This is a genomic window from Sinorhizobium sp. M4_45 (assembly GCF_002885915.1).
GTDB lineage: Bacteria > Pseudomonadota > Alphaproteobacteria > Rhizobiales > Rhizobiaceae > Sinorhizobium > Sinorhizobium meliloti_A.
This window is the reverse complement of record NZ_NWVE01000001.1, coordinates 271,842-287,993: the sequence shown is the minus strand read 5'-3', so window position 1 is coordinate 287,993 and position 16,152 is coordinate 271,842. Positions and strand designations below refer to the sequence as shown.

Here is a 16,152-nt window from a genome sequence, read left to right as displayed (position 1 = left end):
ATGGAATCCGAATTGTGGGACTTGAAGCATGTGAGCCTCCTGCAGATCGAGCCGTCACCCGGACGGAGCGCGTGAAGTCACTCGGTGATTTTGACGAAACCCTGCTGCACGAGCTGGATCGTGCGCGCCATGGCGTCGAGGTTGATCTTGATGTGGGGAAGGAGGTCGGCGTTGCCCCATCCGTTGACCTTGGCGGTCGCCCCGCAGAGCTCGACCTTCACGCCGACATCTATGAGATCGGAGACGAGCTTCTTGTACGGGTTGCCCGTGGCGATGTTGCGGGAGGCGTTGTAGGCCGCATCGTCGAGGGTGACATGGCCGGCGTTGGTGTGGAAGACCACGATGATGTCGGATGCCGCCTTCCAGTTCGCGATGTCCGTCGTGATCAGTTGGAGATGGAACAGCGCCGCGGGAAGATCGCCTTCGAACTCGAGGCCTCCGATGCTATGGACGGATTTCACTTCCTTGAGCTCGACCGGAATGTCGATGAAGAGCGCGCTTTTCGCTTCGGACATGGCTGTCTCCTGAGGGTTCAGACTGCTGCGACGGTTTGATGCCGGGACGCCCCGAGATGGGGGCGTCCCGTTGACGCGCGGGAGGATGGGGAGGTACGCGCCAGGAAAACGGTTATTGCTGGTCAGGCTTTACACGCCCTCGTAGACCAGCTTGGTGAAGAACGCCGGGTCGATGACGAATTTGCCCCACTTAGCGTCGAAGGCTGCAGTGGGCTTGGCGGCGACGGTCTCGTCTTTTGAACGCCCCTCGCGCTTGAGCGCCGCGACGTTTTCCCGGATGGCGACGAGCATGTCGCGGAAGGCCTGGAGCTCCGCCCGGTTGCTCACGGGGTTTCCGTGGCCGGGAATGATGATGGTCTTGTCGGTCGAGGCGGCCAGATTGGCGTCGGACGCGGCGATCATCCCGTCGATGCTGCCGCCCGTCGAGTGGTCGATAAAGGGGTAGATGCCGTTCCAGTAGGTGTCGCCAACATGGAGGACATCTGCTTCGCCGAACATCACGGAGATGTCGCCGTCCGTATGCGCCGGGCCGTAATACTTCATGTCCAGCGACTGGCCGTTCAGCTTGAGCGAATGCTCCTTCGCGAAGACATGCTTGGGCACGCCGATGCGCTCCAGGGCCAGGAAATTGTAGTCCCAGTCCTCGACCCTCTGCACCTGCGAGAGATATTTGCGGGTGTTCTCGTGGGCGATGATCTTGGCTCCACCCGCGCCAAGCCACGGGTTTCCGTCCGCGTGGTCGAAGTGCCAGTGGGTGTTGATGAGGTGGGTGACGGGCTCGGCGGAGATCGCCGCGAGCGTCTTCGTCATCTGCGTCTTGGAGACGCTGATGCCTGCGTCCACCATGACGAGGCCGTCTTTGCCGTCCAGGACCGCTATGTTGCCGCCGGAGCCTTCGAGGACGGTGACGTTTCCTCTCAGTTTATGGGTGGCTATCTTGGCACTGGCGGCGCTATCCTTGATGAGGCTCACCAAGCCGCGCGCTTCGGCGTAGGCGGCGCGGGGACTCATCCAGCCACTGGTAGCCGCGAAGCCCGCCGCCCCGATGCAGCAAAGGCAAAATCCACGACGGGAGAGCATGTGTTCGGATTTCATGGCATACCTTTCCGCAGCCGGTCGCAGGCGAGCCGACGGCTATCCAGCTGAATTTGTGGGAGGTAGGGCAGACCTCGCGGCCTGCCCGGGGCGTCACGCTTTGATAAAGGCCAGCAGGTCGGCGTTAATCACGTCGGCATGCGTCGTGAACATTCCATGCGGATAGCCGTCGTAGACCTTGAGCTTGCCGTCCTTGAGCAGCTTCACGGACAACTCCGCGGAGTCCGCGATCGGAACGACCTGGTCGTCGCTGCCGTGCATGACCAGAACGGGCACGTCGATGACCTGGAGGTCCTCCGTGAAGTCGGTCTCGGAAAAGACCTTGATGCATTCGTAGTGGGCGTTCGCTCCGCCCATCATCCCCTGTCGCCACCAGTTGCGAATGGTGCCTTCCGATATGGCTGCGCCGGGGCGGTTGAAGCCGTAGAACGGGCCGCTGGCGATATCGAGATAGAGCTGCGCGCGGTTCGCCGCCAAAGCAGCACGGTAGCCGTCGAAGACCTCGATCGGAAGTCCGCCCGGGTTCTTAGCAGACTTGACCATAACGGGAGGAATGGCAGAGATCAGGACGGCCTTGGCGACCCGGCCCTTACCGTGCCGGGCGACCGTCTGCTCTCGAGCCGAAAGTGCTCCGTAGCTCCACTCGATCATAGCCGCCAAGGTTTGGTGACGGGGAAGAGCCGTGCGCCGCCCACCTGTCAGCAGTAGCAGGCGATCGTTCAGAAGTTCGGCAATGCCGCGCGTGCCGAATGCCTCGACCCGTGCCGCGGCAAGTTCGATTGCCAGAGCAATCCCGTCAAGCTGCCGACATATGTGCGCCACGACCGGAGCTTCGTCGTCATCGAAGGAATACCCGCTTCCGGAAGAGGCAGCCCGCTCCACGAACAGACGGATGGCTGGGTATTTCAATGCGTCGTCGGCGGTCAGGACGACAGCCGATGGCGGCATGTCGAGAGGTGGGAGCCTGTAAACACTTTCGCCCTCCACTCGCAACGCTTCGCGACTGGTTGCCAGAATCGCGACTTCCGGTGCTTCACGGAGCAATGTTTCCGCCAGTCGTGCGGCGTCCTCGAGGATGTGTTCGCAGCTGTCGAAAACGATCAGCATTCTCTTTCCGCGGAGAAAGCCGATCAGGCTCCTCGTCGGATCGTCCGACGTCTCTGTCAGCCGGAGTGCCGAGGCCAAGATAGACGGGAGCAGCTGCGGATTCGTTATCGGAGCCAAGTCAAGGAAACAAATGCCGTCTTTGTGCGATGACAGGAGCTGGGCTGCCACGCGGATGCCGACCGTCGTCTTGCCCATGCCGCCAGGGCCGACGATAGTGACAATCCGGAATCGCTGGAACCGCCCTTCCACGATCTTGATCGCCTCTTCGCGCCCGATCACCTGCGTAAGTTGCTTCGGAAGGTTGTTGTCGACTAATTCCCCCGCGGCAGGTTCGAGTGGCATTCGGGTGACCGGAGCAACGAACCGATAGCCTCTCGAGGGAACGGAGACGACGTAGCGGGGAGCTGTCTGGTCGTCGCCGAGCACCTTTCGGAGCAATGCGATCTGCGCCCTTAGATTGGACTCCTCCACGGCCGCATTTGGCCAGGCCCTTGCGGTCAAATCGTCTTTGCTTACAAGCTCGCCCGCCTGCTCCACCAACGCGATCAGTATCTCGAGCGCGCGCGAGCCGATCGACAGCGGTTCGCCTTCCTTCAGCAGAACATGTCTGCCAGGATAAAGGGAGAATGGCCCGAAGGTGACCGCGACGTCAGCTATAGCAGTTCCGGCTGGGAGTGCCTGCCCTTCCATTGCATCATCCTGAATTACCGTTGAAAATTTGATGCGGACTGAGCGCTACGTCAGTCCAAAATTCGTGATTCTGAAATAAAGACGTCCCCGGCGCACATTTATGCTTCCGAAGAGGGACGTCGTCCATCGATTTTCATCGAGTCTGTCAAGATTACGTGGCTTTGGTCATGAGACCATCGGGAACGGGCCGTTTCTGTCAAGCTCTCGTAGGTTCTAAACCTGTCAGACTGACAGTCTCGCGCCAAAGCCTTTCGGCCCTTTCTGGATCGACGGCATAAGGGCGTACTCCATCGGGTCCATCGGGACTGATTGCCGCTATGCCGCAGTTCTCGCAATAGACACCGCCTATCGCTTCAAGTTCCGGCGCGGTGGCGCACCAAACCGCAGTGGAAGCGCCTTGTTCCACCGTCTTCATATCCCTGACCGGATCGATTATCGGTGAGCCGTCAGGCGCAAGGGCTCCGAAAGCGTCGAACTCGGCGCGGCTCAGATGGCCGATGCCGGCAGTCATGATCATGCCGGGATGTACGGAATAGGCGCGTATTCCGTGATCTACACCCCGGGCATCCAGCGCGACGGCAAAAAGCGCGTTCGCTGTCTTGGACTGCCCATAGGCCCTCCACTTCTCATAAGCACGCCGCTCGAAATTCAGGTCGTCGAAGTCGACGTCGCCCATTTGGTGACCGCGAGACGACATCACGACCACCCGTGACTTGCCCGCCGAGACCAACGCGGGCCATAGCAACGACGTCAGGCGAAAATGTCCGAGGTGGTTGATGGACAAATGACCCTCACGACCGTCCGCATCGCGGAACAAGGGTCTCGCCATTACGCCCGCATTGAGAACAAGGAGGTCGAGCCGCTTTCGACGCCCGAGGAATGCGTCTGCGAAGGCGCGGATGGAGGGTGCGTCGATCAGATCGATGGGACAAACCTCAGTACGCTCAATGCCCTCAAGGGCTGCGGCGGCAAGGGAAGGGTTCAACGCGGGCACGCATACAAATGCTCCGCGTGAAGACAGCGCTTTCACGGTCTCCAAGCCAAGACCGGAGGAACCGCCTGTAACGATTGCTGTTTGCCCGGTGAGGTCCGAACGAAGTGCGACTTGCGCGGCCGTTACGGTGGGACCGAATGAAGTGTGAAGCGGCGTCTGGGCCATTTTTCCTCCGCGCGTTGAACGTCTCGGGAACCGGGCGCACCCAGTTGATAGCCGGTTGGGGCGGAACTGGCGAGAGGGCTCGATATTGGAGGGAGTGCGGCCCCGCATGCGGGTTGCTGGCGAATGAAAAAGGGGCGGCCATCGAGCCGCCTTGTTCTTTGCCCGGAGGGTTTACCCAAAGGTTTTCCAAATTTTCTGGAAAATCCGCCATGTAAATCATTGAAAAAAAAGAAAAATGGTGGGCCCGGAGGGACTCGAACCCCCAACCAAGCGGTTATGAGCCGCCGGCTCTAACCATTGAGCTACAGGCCCTGCCGTCGTCGCCGGCGGTTGCGGACCAATGGCAGTCCGCTGTGCAGGCTCTAGCGTAAAACCTTTTTGCCGACAAGCCATTGCCGCAATAGCTACACAATCGGTAAGCATGGAATCGAGGATAAACAACCGGAGAGAAACGTCCATGTTTTCTACACGTATTGCCCGTACCGTTCATGTCGCCGCAGTCGCAGCCGCATTTGCCGGTGCCTTTGCAGCCGCTGCGGCGGCTCAGGAGAGCACCGCCGGCAAGGGGGATGGCAAGGGGCGCCCGGACGGTGTCAGGGGCCGACAGGCGGTAATCAAGGTCTCCGGCGAGGGCCGCTCGACGACCGCTCCGGACATGGCGATCTTGCAGCTCAGCGTCGTCAAGGACGCCAAGACCGCGCGCGAAGCGCTCGATGCCAACAACAAGGCGATGGCGGACGTGCTCTCGGCATTGAAGCAGGCCGGGATCGCCGAGCGCGACCTGCAGACGAGCGGCTTCTCGATCAATCCGCAATATCACTATCCGCCGAACAATGACGGCGGTAATCGGCCGCCGGAACTGGTGGGGTACCAGGTCGTCAACGGCGTCGGCGTGCGCGTGCGGGATCTGGGACAGCTCGGCGAGATCCTGGACAAGTCCGTGACCCTCGGCGTCAATCAGGGCGGCGGCATCGAGTTCACCAACGACAAGCCGGATGCCGTGATCACGGAAGCCCGCAAGGCCGCGGTCGCCGACGCCATCAACAAGGCCAAGGTCCTGGCCGAGGCGGCGGGGGTCTCGCTCGGACGCGTGATCGAGATCGCGGAGCAGCCCTCCCGGCCCGAACCGATCCCCGTGGTCCGCAGCATGGCGAAGGAATTTGCCGCCGCCGATTCGGTTCCGATGGCGACCGGCGAGAATGCCTATAACGTCACCGTCAACGTGACGTTCGCCGTCAATCAGTAACGGGGTCCGAAGCGCAAAGCAAAGAGCCCCCACGCCAGGGCGTGAGGGCTCCATTTCCGTCGGCCGGGGGAGACGAGACGGAAAACCGGTGATTTACCAGCGGCCGATGACCGGGCATCCGCGTGCATTGGCGAAAATAATGGCCTGGCGGTGCCCATGGCGGCGGCCTTCGACGACGACGCGGCGACCCGTGACGTCGGCAACATAGGCGCGGCGGAGACCGCGATCGCGTGCCTTTTCGACGGCGAGGCCGGGTGCACAGCGGCCGCGACGGTCGCGGCGGTCATAGTGTCGGCGATCGCGCCAGTCGTCGTGGCGGTCATAGTCGCGGTAGTGGACGCCGCCGCCCGGACCCAATTCCAGGGTGAGCGACTGAGCCGAGGCCGTGGAAACCAGACCGGTCAATCCGATCACTGCAGCGACGGCGGCGTTAACGAGGAACTTTTTCATTGCTTTTCTCCGGTGTGACGAAGCGGTTCTGGTTGACGATTGAGGCAAACATAGGCCCGCAAAACTGAACGGCACCGGAACCCTCCGTTCATGCAGTATTCAGGTTCATCACGCCGCCGACGCGCCATGAATCGCTCCAAACCCCCGGTACATTCCGGCAGGCCAAGTTATTGATCCGACAGGCTAAGAGCACTTCAGAAAAGTGTATAAAGATTCTTCGTCCGGACGCGTTGGCGTCAGACGGTTAAGACGGGCTCACCCAGCCAGCTCGCGCTCGAAGAGGCGGCTGTTGCGATAGTGGCTGAGTCGCGCAATGAGACCGTCCTCGATCTCGAAGACGAAGACGCTAGCAATGGAATAGGCCTGACCGGAGGCTTCGGGAAAGCCGGCCATCGTCTCGCGATAGGTACCGCGCGCGGTCGTATCCGCCGCCACCCGCTCACCCCCGGCGTCCCGCATCAACACGACGTCGCCGAAGCTCTCGTCGAAATGGCGGAAATAATTCATCACCCAGCTCCTGAGCGCGCCGGCGCCGAGGGTTCGCTCCCCGGTGGGCGAGTCGAACGCGACGTCCTCGCCGACGAGACGCGAAAGCGTGTCGAAGTCGCGGTCGTTCAGGGCTTCGATGAAACGGCTGGCTATCGTCTGGGCGTCTGTCATTTTCTCCTCCGAATTGTCCCCCGCTTCACTCTACCGCAATGCGCCGGCCGCGCGGAAAGAGAAAATGGTAGCGCCCGCCCGCGCCTGCGCCTCGTCAGCTGCCGAGATGCAGGACGATCTCGCGGCGGTGCGGCCGGTCGCGGTGTTCGAACAGATAAAGCCCCTGCCAGGTTCCAAGCGCCAGGCGTCCCTGCATGACGGGAATGCCGAGCGAAACCTGTGTGAGTGCCGCCTTGATATGGGCCGGCATGTCGTCCGGCCCCTCCAACGTATGGACGATCCAGCTCATCGAGCGATCGGAGGACGGCGGTACCAGCCGGTGGAAAAAGGCGTGGAGGTCACGCTTCACGTCCGGATCGGCGTTCTCCTGGATGATCAGCGAAGCGGAAGTATGACGGACGAAAACCGTGAGCAATCCTTCATCCACGCCGGACGCGCGCACGAAGTCGCCGGCCGCGGCCGTGAACTCGTAGAGCCCCTGCCCTTTCGTAGATATGGCGATGACAGTCTGCGCCATTCTCCCCTCCGCCAGCTTCCGGGCGCTGCTGTGACCCCGCATGTCCATTGACGTACGGGGCCTGTCTAGCATCCGGTTCGCTCCATGACTTACGGGATCGTACCGCAGGCCGCAACGCCGTTTCTATAGTTCGAGGAAAGCCTCGAACCCGCCATAGATCATGCGTTTTCCATCGAAGACGGACTTCCATTCGTCGCCCTGTAGTCTCGGATCCGCCATCACCTTGGCGACGATCGCGTCCCGGTCCTGACGCGACCGGTAGACGATCCACGAGAAGACGACGGTCTCGTCGTCCTTTGCCTGAACCGCGCGCGGGAATGATGTGAGTTCGCCATAGGGCACGTCGTCTGCGAGGCATTCGACGTAATTGAGCGCGCCATGCTCCTTCCACACCGCACCCGCCGCGCTCGCCAGCTTCTTGTAGGCCTCGATGTTGGCCGTCGGCACTGCAACGAGAAAACCGTCCACATACGCCATTTTCGTCTCCTCCACGTTGACATCACAAGGACGATCGAAGAGCGCAGGATCCGACAGGGGGTCGACATTTTGATGGCTGCCGTCATCCGCTCGAGTCAGGAGCCGCAGCCGCGCAGCTGGCGCGCGTAGTTCGCAGCCATGCCGGATGCTCTCTTGGCGCCGGCCTTTGCCGTATCGCTCCAGTTGCCGCGGGCATAGCCGCTGTGGCCGTGATAATAGGCGATATAGAGCCGGTAGGTATCGTTGAGGGCGATGCCGTTCCGCTGGTGGCTCTGATTGTGATACCAGGCGATAAAGCGGATCGCGTCGCCGAAATCCGATCGGCGCGCCGTCCACCGGCCAGTCTCGGACTGATAGCGCGCCCAGGTGCCGTCAAGCGCCTGCGAGTAGCCGTAGGCCGAAGAGACCCTTGTCCACGGGATGAAGCCGAAGAGCTTCGTGCGAGGCGGCCTGGCATTATGGCGGAAGCCTGACTCGGCATAGATCGTCGCCATCAGCACCGGGACCGGCACGCCGTATTCGCGCTCTGCCGCGTAGGCAGCCCTGCGCCAATTGTTGAAAAGACCATCTCGCTGCTCGAAAACCGCACAGGCGTTCCGGGTCTCTCTCGGCACCGTCCCGCAGCCGGCCAACAACAGGAGGACGACGACAAAAACGCAACGCATCGCGGAACCTCTCGTTTGCGAGAGGTTGATAAGACGTAAATCTTAAGGATCGGTTTTTATGCGTAGGCGAAGGTGGGCTACCCCTCTCCTCGGGTTAGAATCCGAGCTTCCCCGCAGGCGGGGAGCGGGCGAACGTGTCCGTTCGCCCCTTGCGGGGAGAAGGCGCCGGCGGCAGATGAGCGGCGGTCCGGAAGCGCTCTATCAGAGCGTACCGATCAGTTCTCGGTAGGCGGCCTCCGGGAAGGCCTTCAGCGTGCGCGTACGCACATTGCCGTTCATGCCGAGCGTGATAGCGAAGCGCGCAGCGACTGCGTCGTCGGGCGCTTCGCAGATCGCAACCATGTCGTGTTCGCCCATCGTCAGATAGAAGTCCTTGAAGGAACCGCCCATTTCCTCGAGCTGCCTCCTTGCCGCATCGAGCCGCTTCGGCGACTCGCGCACGTTCCTGATACCCAGCTCGGTCCAATTGAGAAGCAGAACGTAAGTCGTCATCTCACACCTCCCGCAAAGCATCCCGCCTTCGGCCGAAGGCGCTCAAGGATGCCCTGTATCGAAGAATACCGGAGCGCATTCGCGCGCTCATATGCGGCCTCGGGACGCCATGTTCCCGGCGATGGGAGGGAGCGACCTTCTCTGCCGCAACGCGCAAAGTATAAAGCAATTCGAGGAAAACGAGGTACGGTTTTGCGCCAGGCCCGGCGCACAAAGAAAAGCCGGGCGCTAGATCCAGGCCCGGCTTCGTTACTTCGTGGAAGGTTCTGGAATCAGCTGTCCAGGAACGAGCGCAGCTTGCGCGAACGGCTCGGATGCTTGAGCTTGCGCAGCGCCTTCGCTTCGATCTGCCGGATGCGTTCGCGGGTGACCGAGAACTGCTGGCCGACTTCTTCCAGCGTATGGTCGGTGTTCATGCCGATGCCGAAACGCATGCGCAGCACGCGCTCCTCGCGGGGCGTGAGCGAGGCGAGCACGCGCGTCGTCGTCTCGCGCAGATTCGCCTGAATGGCCGCGTCGATCGGCAACAGCGCATTCTTGTCCTCGATGAAATCGCCGAGATGCGAATCTTCCTCGTCGCCGACCGGCGTTTCGAGCGAGATCGGCTCCTTGGCGATCTTCAGGACCTTGCGCACCTTTTCGAGCGGCATGGCGAGCTTTTCCGCCAGTTCCTCCGGCGTCGGCTCGCGACCGATCTCGTGCAGCATCTGGCGAGAGGTGCGGACGATCTTGTTGATCGTCTCGATCATGTGCACCGGAATGCGGATCGTGCGGGCCTGGTCGGCGATCGAACGGGTGATCGCCTGCCTAATCCACCATGTCGCATAGGTCGAGAACTTGTAACCGCGGCGATACTCGAACTTGTCGACCGCCTTCATCAGACCGATGTTGCCTTCCTGGATCAGATCGAGGAACTGCAGGCCACGGTTCGTGTACTTCTTGGCGATAGAGATCACCAGACGAAGGTTGGCCTCGACCATCTCCTTCTTGGCGATACGCGCTTCACGCTCGCCCTTCTGGACCATGGATACGATGCGGCGGAACTCGGCAATGGAAATGCCGGTCTCGGTGGCAAGGTTCTGGATCTCCTGGCGGATGTCGCGGATCGTCTGGTTTTCGGCCCTGGCAAACTCCTTCCAGCCCTTGCCGGCGAGATTGCTGATCGACTTCATCCAGTTCGGATCGAGCTCGGCGCCGGAATACTGCTCCAGGAACGCCTCACGCTTGACGCCATAGGATTCGGCCAGGCGCAGGAGACGGCCCTCGTTCTGCGTCAGGCGCTTGGAGATGTCGTAGAGCTGCTCGACCAGAGCGTCGATGCGGTTCTGGTTGAGCGACAGCGACTTCACAGCCTTGATCAGCTCGTCCTTCAGCTCCTTGTAGCGGCGCTCCTGCGCCGGCGACAGAGTGCCGGTCGCGGCAAGGCGCGCTTCCACCTGCTGGTCCTGCAGCTTGCGGAGCTTCTTGTACGTTTCGGCGATGACGTCGAGCGTCTCCATCACCTGCGGACGCAGTTCCGCTTCCATCGCGGCGAGCGAGAGGTTCGACTCGTCGTCGTCCTCCTCTTCTTCTTCGGATGGCTGGCCTTCGCCGCCGACATTGGTGATGTCGTCGTCGTTCGCCGCAGCGCGGGTCTTGCGTACCTTTTCCTTCTCTTCCGCAGCCTTGCGGTCGGCTTCGATCTTTTCCGGGCTCTGGAACTGCGGTGCAGCCTTTGCCTCGGGGCCGGAATAGGTCGTCTCGAGATCGATGATCTCGCGCAGCAGAGTCTGGCCTTCGTTCAGCTCGTCGCGCCAGATGATCAACGCCTGGAAGGTAAGCGGGCTCTCGCAAAGCCCGGCAATCATCGTTTCGCGGCCGGCCTCGATACGCTTGGCGATGGCAATTTCGCCTTCGCGCGAGAGAAGCTCCACGGAGCCCATCTCGCGCAGATACATGCGCACCGGATCGTCGGTGCGATCGGTCGGCTCCTTCTTCTTGCTGGCTGCAAGCGCGGTGCCGCTGGCAGGCGCGAGTTCGCCGCCTTCGCTTTCGCCCTCGTCGGCGCCGTCATCGTCGTCGCTGGCGGCAGCCTCCTCGGCTTCCTCGTCCTCGATGACGTTGATGCCCATGTCGGAAAGCATGGACATCGTGTCTTCGATCTGCTCGGAAGTCACTTCTTCGGAGGGCAGAACGGAGTTGAGCTCGTCCATGGTCACATAGCCGCGCTTCTTGGCGGCCTTGATCATCTTCTTGACAGCATCGTCGGAAAGATCGAGAAGCGGACCGTCCGGTGCACCTTCACGTTCAACGTCGGCTTCTTCGTTTTCTTTGACTTTTGTTGCCATTTATTCGTCGCTTTCCTTGTCGCAACCGGCCGGCGCCCGGTAATCAATGCTACTCGGAGGTCCGGGCACGCCGCGTACCCGCCACCGATTATTTCCCCTGACGTAACGGGATGATATTTAATTCCTGATTAACCACGACAGCGATCGCGGTGAACGGGCAAGCTTCGACAGTCCTGCCACTGAAACGTCCCTGGCATGATTTCCTATCCGCCGTACCATGTCGCCATTTCTGCTTGAAATGGTGATTCCCAGAATTTTTGATCCCGTCAAGCATTTCCGGTGAAAAACCGCGCAAATCGGCAAAAAACGCTCATGGACGGGATTTTGCGCTGTTTATCAGCTTTCGCTCAACATGTAGGAGCGCCCCAAAGAAAGACAAGGGTTGCGCGATTTTTCCGGAAGAATCCTGATGGCAATCGCTCGCGACCGCGACTCCGTCTACCAGTCCATCACCACCTTGCCGGAATTGCCCGAGCGCATCGCCTCGAAGCCGTCGCGAAAATCGTCGATGCCGATCCGGTGGGTGATTATCGGCGAGAGGTCGAGCCCGCCCTGGACGAAGGCGATCATCTTGTACCAGGTCTCGAACATTTCGCGGCCATAGATGCCCTTGAGGTTGAGCATCTTGAAGATGACCTTGTTCCAATCGATCTCGAAGCCCGCCGGTGCAATGCCGAGGATCGCAATCTTGCCGCCATTGTTCATCTTGTCGATCATATCGCGGAACGCGGGCGCGGCGCCCGACATTTCCAGCCCGACATCGAAGCCCTCGGTCATGCCGATCACCCGCATGACGTCGGCAAGATTTTCCTTCGAAGCGTCGACGACGTGGTCGATGCCGAGCTTGCGCGCGAGATCCAGACGAACGGGGTTGATGTCGGTAATCACCACCTTGCGGGCACCGCAACGCTTGGCCACCATCGCCCCCATGATGCCGATCGGCCCGGCACCGGTGACCAGAACGTCCTCGCCGACGAGATCGAAGGAGAGCGCCGTATGGACGGCGTTACCGAAGGGATCGAAGATTGCGGCGATCTCGTCCGGCACGTCGTCGGGGATCGACACGACATTATATTCGGGAAGGCAGACGAACTCGGCGAAGGAGCCGGGGCGATTGACGCCGACGCCGAGCGTGTTGCGGCAGAGATGCCCCCTGCCCGCGCGGCAATTGCGGCATTTGCCGCAGACGATGTGACCTTCTCCGGAAACGCGCTCGCCGACATGATGCTTGCTGACGGCCGGCCCGACCTCGACGACCTCGCCCATGAATTCGTGTCCGACGACCATCGGCACCGGGATCGTCTTCTCCGCCCATTGATCCCAGTTCCAGATGTGGACGTCGGTGCCGCAAATCGCCGATTTCCTGACACGGATCAGGACGTCGTTCGGGCCGACTTCCGGCACCGGCACGCGCTCCATCCAGAGGCCGACCTCCGGCTTCGTCTTGACGAGTGCCTTCATCATGTTGGTCATCGCTCGATCCTCGCCTGTGCCAATTAGATCACCTCCAGTTCGCGGCCCACCTCCTCGAAGACCGCGATCGCACGGCGGACATCCGCTTCGCTGTGCGCCGCGGACATCTGCGTACGGATGCGGGCCTGCCCCTTCGGCACCACCGGGAAGGAGAAGCCCACGACGTAGACGCCCTTCTTCAGCATGCGCGCCGCCATCTCCTGTGCGAGCGCCGCATCTCCAAGCATGACCGGAATGATCGGATGGCCCTCGCCGGCAAGCGTGAAGCCTAGCCGGGACATCTCGCTCCGGAAGAGCGCCGCGTTTGCGTAAAGACGGTTGCGCAGAGCGTCGCCGTCTTCGATCAGCTCGAAAACCTTGAGAGAGGCGGCCGCGATGACGGGCGCGAGCGTATTGGAAAAGAGATAGGGCCGCGAGCGCTGGCGCAACCACTCGACGACGTCGGCCTTCGCCGAGGTATACCCGCCCGAAGCGCCGCCGAGCGCCTTGCCGAGCGTACCGGTAATGATATCGACCCGTCCTTCGACGCCGCAATGCTCGGCGGAGCCGCGGCCATGCTTGCCGACGAAACCGACCGCATGGCTGTCGTCCACCATGACCATGGCGTGGTATTTCTCAGCCAGATCGCAGACGCCCTGGAGATTGGCGATGATGCCGTCCATAGAGAAGACGCCGTCGGTGGCGATCATCTTGAAACGGCTGCCTTCCGCCTTCTTCAGCTCCTCTTCCAGTGCTGCCATGTCGTTGTTGGCATAGCGGAAGCGCCTCGCCTTGGAGAGGCGCACTCCATCGATGATGGAGGCATGGTTCAGCGCATCGGAGATGATCGCGTCGTCCTCGCCGAGCAGCGTCTCGAACAAACCGCCATTGGCGTCGAAACAGGAGGAATAGAGGATCGTATCCTCCATGCCGAGGAAGGAGGATATGCGCGCTTCGAGCTCCTTGTGTTCCTCCTGCGTGCCGCAGATGAAACGCACCGACGCCATGCCGTAGCCGTAACGGTCGAGCGCGCTCTTCGCGGCTTCCGCAAGATCATCGCTGTCGGCGAGGCCGAGATAGTTGTTGGAGCAGAAATTCAGGACGCGCTCGCCGGAAGCGACTTCAATCTCGCCCGACTGCTTGGAGGTGATGACCCGCTCGGACTTATAGAGCCCGGCCTGCCTGAGGCTTTCGAGTTCCGAACGGAGATGGGAGAGGAAGGCCGTGGTCATGGGCTGCGTGCTTTCGAGACAAGAACTTCATTTCACCAGTCTAGACGACTATCACGATGGCACTGCTCATGGAATCGGTTTCGATGCTGCGCCCACGCCCGCACCGGGACGAGGGCGGTTCCATCATCCCGCGTCGACTTCAGCCCTCGAACGCCTCGATCACGGCGAGAAACGCTTCGCCATATCTCTCCCGCTTGCTCTCGCCGATACCGGGAACGTCGAGCAATTCGTCGAAATCGCGCGGACGACGCTTGGCGAGAGCGATCAAGGTCGTATCCGGAAAGACGACATAGGGCGGCACGTCCATCTCTCGGGCGAGAGAGAGGCGCTCCGACCGGAGCCGCTCGAACAACTCGAGATCCGATCCCGCGAGGTCCGATCGTTCCCCGGTCGCCTTCGACCCGCGTGCGGCTTTGGCCTTGCCGGAGCTCGGACGATCCTTGCGGAAGAGCACCTGCCGTTCGCGGCGAAAGACGCTGCGGGCCTCGGGCTCGAGCTTCAACGCTCCGAAGGCGCCGTGGTCCACGGAGATCAGCCCGGCGGCGAGCAGTTGCCGGAAGATCGACTGCCAGGTGCGCGCCGGCAGGTCCTTGCCGGCCCCGAAGACCGGCATGTCGATATGGCCGAAGCGCTCCGTCTTCTCGTTCACGCTGCCCGTAAGCACATCGATCAGATGGCCGGTTCCGAAGCGCTCTCCGGTCCGGTAGACGGCGGCAAGCGCCTTGATCGCCGCTTCCGTGCCGTCCCAGGTCTCGACGGGCTTTAGGCAGGTGTCGCAATGACCGCAGCCGCCCGGATGAGCCTCACCGAAATGCGCGAGGATGGCCTGGCGCCGGCAGCCTGCCGTCTCGCAAATGGCAAGCAGCGAATTGAGTTTCGCCCGCTCGATGCGCTTGATTTCCTCGGGCGCCCCGCCCTCGTCGATCATCCGCCGGCGCTGAATGACGTCGGCCATGCCATAGGCCATCCACACTTCGGAAGGCAGACCATCGCGACCCGCCCTCCCCGTCTCCTGGTAGTAGGCCTCGACCGAGCCCGGGAGATCGAGATGGGCGACGTAGCGCACATCCGGCTTGTCGATCCCCATGCCGAAGGCGACGGTTGCGACGAGGCACAGATTCTCCTCCTTCAGGAATGCATCCTGATGGGCGTCGCGCGCCGCCCGCTCCATGCCGGCATGATAGGGAAGTGCACGGATGCCCTGTGCATCGAGCCATTCCGCCGTGTCCTCGACCTTCGCGCGCGACAGGCAATAGACGATGCCGCTTGCATCCTTGAAGCGCGACAGGAAGCGCAGCAATTGCTGGCGAGGCTGATCGCGTTCCACGATCTCATAGGCGATATTCGGTCGGTCGAAGCTGGAGGTGAAAACACGCGCGCCGCCGAGTGCCAGCCGCTCGATCATATCGTCGCGCGTATGGGGATCCGCGGTGGCGGTAAGCGCGATGCGCGGCACGCCGGGAAAGCGCTCGGCGAGGCAGCCGAGACCGCGATATTCCGGGCGGAAGTCATGTCCCCATTGCGATACGCAATGGGCCTCGTCGATCGCGAAAAGGGCGATGTCGGCATCGGCGATCATTTCGGCGAAGCCATCGGTGACGGCGCGCTCCGGCGTCACGTAGAGGAGATCGAGTTCGTCTCTCGAAAGAGCGCGGCGGACCGCGATCGCCTCGTCCCGCGTCAATGAAGAGTTGAGTGCGGCGGCCCGGATGCCGAGCTGCTTCAGCGCCTCCACCTGATCGCGCATCAGGGCGATCAGCGGCGAAACGACGATGCCGACGCCCCGGCGGCAGAGCGCCGGGATCTGGAAGCAGAGCGATTTTCCCGCCCCCGTCGGAAAGAGCACGACGGCGTCGCCACCGGCAACCACATGGTCGACGACCGCCTGCTGCTGACCGCGGAAGGTGGAATAACCGTAGATACGCTTCAGGAGATCGAGGGGATTGTTGAGGCCTTCCGTTTCGAACAGGCGGGCGGTGTTGTGGCTTTCGGGCATGGAATCGCTTTCATCGGGAGCACGCAGTATGGGGTCGCGGCTGATTGAAGACAAACCGGCTCGGGCCGCTGC

At 61.7% G+C, this 16,152-nt stretch carries 15 protein-coding genes and 1 tRNA gene; 1 reads left to right on the top strand and 15 read right to left on the bottom strand.

Annotation, left to right across the window (positions count from 1 at the left end; translation table 11 throughout):
• Positions 1–77: 77 nt before the first annotated feature.
• The 5 genes from CN933_RS01415 to CN933_RS01395 all read right to left on the bottom strand — a co-directional run bounded on the left by CN933_RS01415 (position 78) and on the right by CN933_RS01395 (position 4,878).
• Positions 78–515, bottom strand: a complete 438-nt coding sequence (locus CN933_RS01415; RefSeq protein WP_018095588.1) for a DsrE family protein — start codon at positions 513–515, stop codon at positions 78–80.
• Positions 516–644: 129 nt separating this feature from the next.
• Complete coding sequence (locus tag CN933_RS01410) at positions 645–1,610, bottom strand: MBL fold metallo-hydrolase (protein WP_018095589.1); 966 nt, start codon at positions 1,608–1,610, stop codon at positions 645–647.
• Positions 1,611–1,703: 93 nt separating this feature from the next.
• The gene (locus CN933_RS01405) at positions 1,704–3,407 is read right to left on the bottom strand and encodes an alpha/beta fold hydrolase (RefSeq protein ID WP_080636491.1); all 1,704 of its coding nucleotides are present in this window, start codon (positions 3,405–3,407) and stop codon (positions 1,704–1,706) included.
• Positions 3,408–3,603: 196 nt separating this feature from the next.
• Positions 3,604–4,566, bottom strand: a complete 963-nt coding sequence (locus CN933_RS01400; protein WP_102761195.1) for an SDR family NAD(P)-dependent oxidoreductase — start codon at positions 4,564–4,566, stop codon at positions 3,604–3,606.
• Positions 4,567–4,802: 236 nt separating this feature from the next.
• A tRNA-Ile gene (locus tag CN933_RS01395) sits at positions 4,803–4,878 on the bottom strand.
• Between the two features lie 145 nt (positions 4,879–5,023).
• On the opposite strand from CN933_RS01395, the gene CN933_RS01390 reads away from it, so the two are divergent.
• Positions 5,024–5,812 carry an SIMPL domain-containing protein gene (locus CN933_RS01390; protein ID WP_003537551.1) on the top strand — a complete coding sequence of 263 codons (789 nt, stop codon included), beginning with the start codon at positions 5,024–5,026 and terminating at the stop codon, positions 5,810–5,812.
• A gap of 93 nt (positions 5,813–5,905) precedes the next feature.
• Here the strand turns inward: CN933_RS01390 and CN933_RS01385 are convergent, their stop codons facing one another.
• The 10 genes from CN933_RS01385 to recQ form a co-directional block, all read right to left on the bottom strand.
• On the bottom strand, positions 5,906–6,262 hold the full coding sequence (locus CN933_RS01385; protein WP_018095609.1) for a hypothetical protein: 357 nt from the start codon (positions 6,260–6,262) through the stop codon (positions 5,906–5,908).
• Between the two features lie 255 nt (positions 6,263–6,517).
• Complete coding sequence (locus tag CN933_RS01380; RefSeq protein ID WP_018095610.1) at positions 6,518–6,922, bottom strand: ketosteroid isomerase-related protein; 405 nt, start codon at positions 6,920–6,922, stop codon at positions 6,518–6,520.
• 94 nt (positions 6,923–7,016) lie between these two features.
• Positions 7,017–7,439 (bottom strand): secondary thiamine-phosphate synthase enzyme YjbQ, encoded by a 423-nt coding sequence (locus CN933_RS01375; RefSeq protein WP_018095611.1) that lies wholly within the window; start codon positions 7,437–7,439, stop codon positions 7,017–7,019.
• A 123-nt stretch (positions 7,440–7,562) separates the two neighbouring features.
• On the bottom strand, positions 7,563–7,916 hold the full coding sequence (locus CN933_RS01370; protein WP_018095612.1) for a DUF1428 domain-containing protein: 354 nt from the start codon (positions 7,914–7,916) through the stop codon (positions 7,563–7,565).
• A 95-nt stretch (positions 7,917–8,011) separates the two neighbouring features.
• Positions 8,012–8,581, bottom strand: coding sequence for a transglycosylase SLT domain-containing protein (locus tag CN933_RS01365; protein ID WP_018095613.1), 570 nt, complete (start codon positions 8,579–8,581; stop codon positions 8,012–8,014).
• Between the two features lie 201 nt (positions 8,582–8,782).
• On the bottom strand, positions 8,783–9,073 hold the full coding sequence (locus tag CN933_RS01360) for a GYD domain-containing protein (protein ID WP_003532955.1): 291 nt from the start codon (positions 9,071–9,073) through the stop codon (positions 8,783–8,785).
• A gap of 272 nt (positions 9,074–9,345) precedes the next feature.
• Entirely contained in the window at positions 9,346–11,400 is a 2,055-nt protein-coding gene (gene rpoD / locus CN933_RS01355; RefSeq protein ID WP_018095614.1) for an RNA polymerase sigma factor RpoD, read from the bottom strand.
• Between the two features lie 438 nt (positions 11,401–11,838).
• Positions 11,839–12,873, bottom strand: coding sequence for an L-threonine 3-dehydrogenase (gene tdh, locus CN933_RS01345; RefSeq protein ID WP_018095615.1), 1,035 nt, complete (start codon positions 12,871–12,873; stop codon positions 11,839–11,841).
• A gap of 23 nt (positions 12,874–12,896) precedes the next feature.
• On the bottom strand, positions 12,897–14,084 hold the full coding sequence (locus tag CN933_RS01340) for a glycine C-acetyltransferase (RefSeq protein ID WP_018095616.1): 1,188 nt from the start codon (positions 14,082–14,084) through the stop codon (positions 12,897–12,899).
• A 139-nt stretch (positions 14,085–14,223) separates the two neighbouring features.
• Complete coding sequence (gene recQ / locus CN933_RS01335) at positions 14,224–16,134, bottom strand: DNA helicase RecQ (protein WP_018095617.1); 1,911 nt, start codon at positions 16,132–16,134, stop codon at positions 14,224–14,226.
• Between the last annotated feature and the right edge of the window lie 18 nt (positions 16,135–16,152).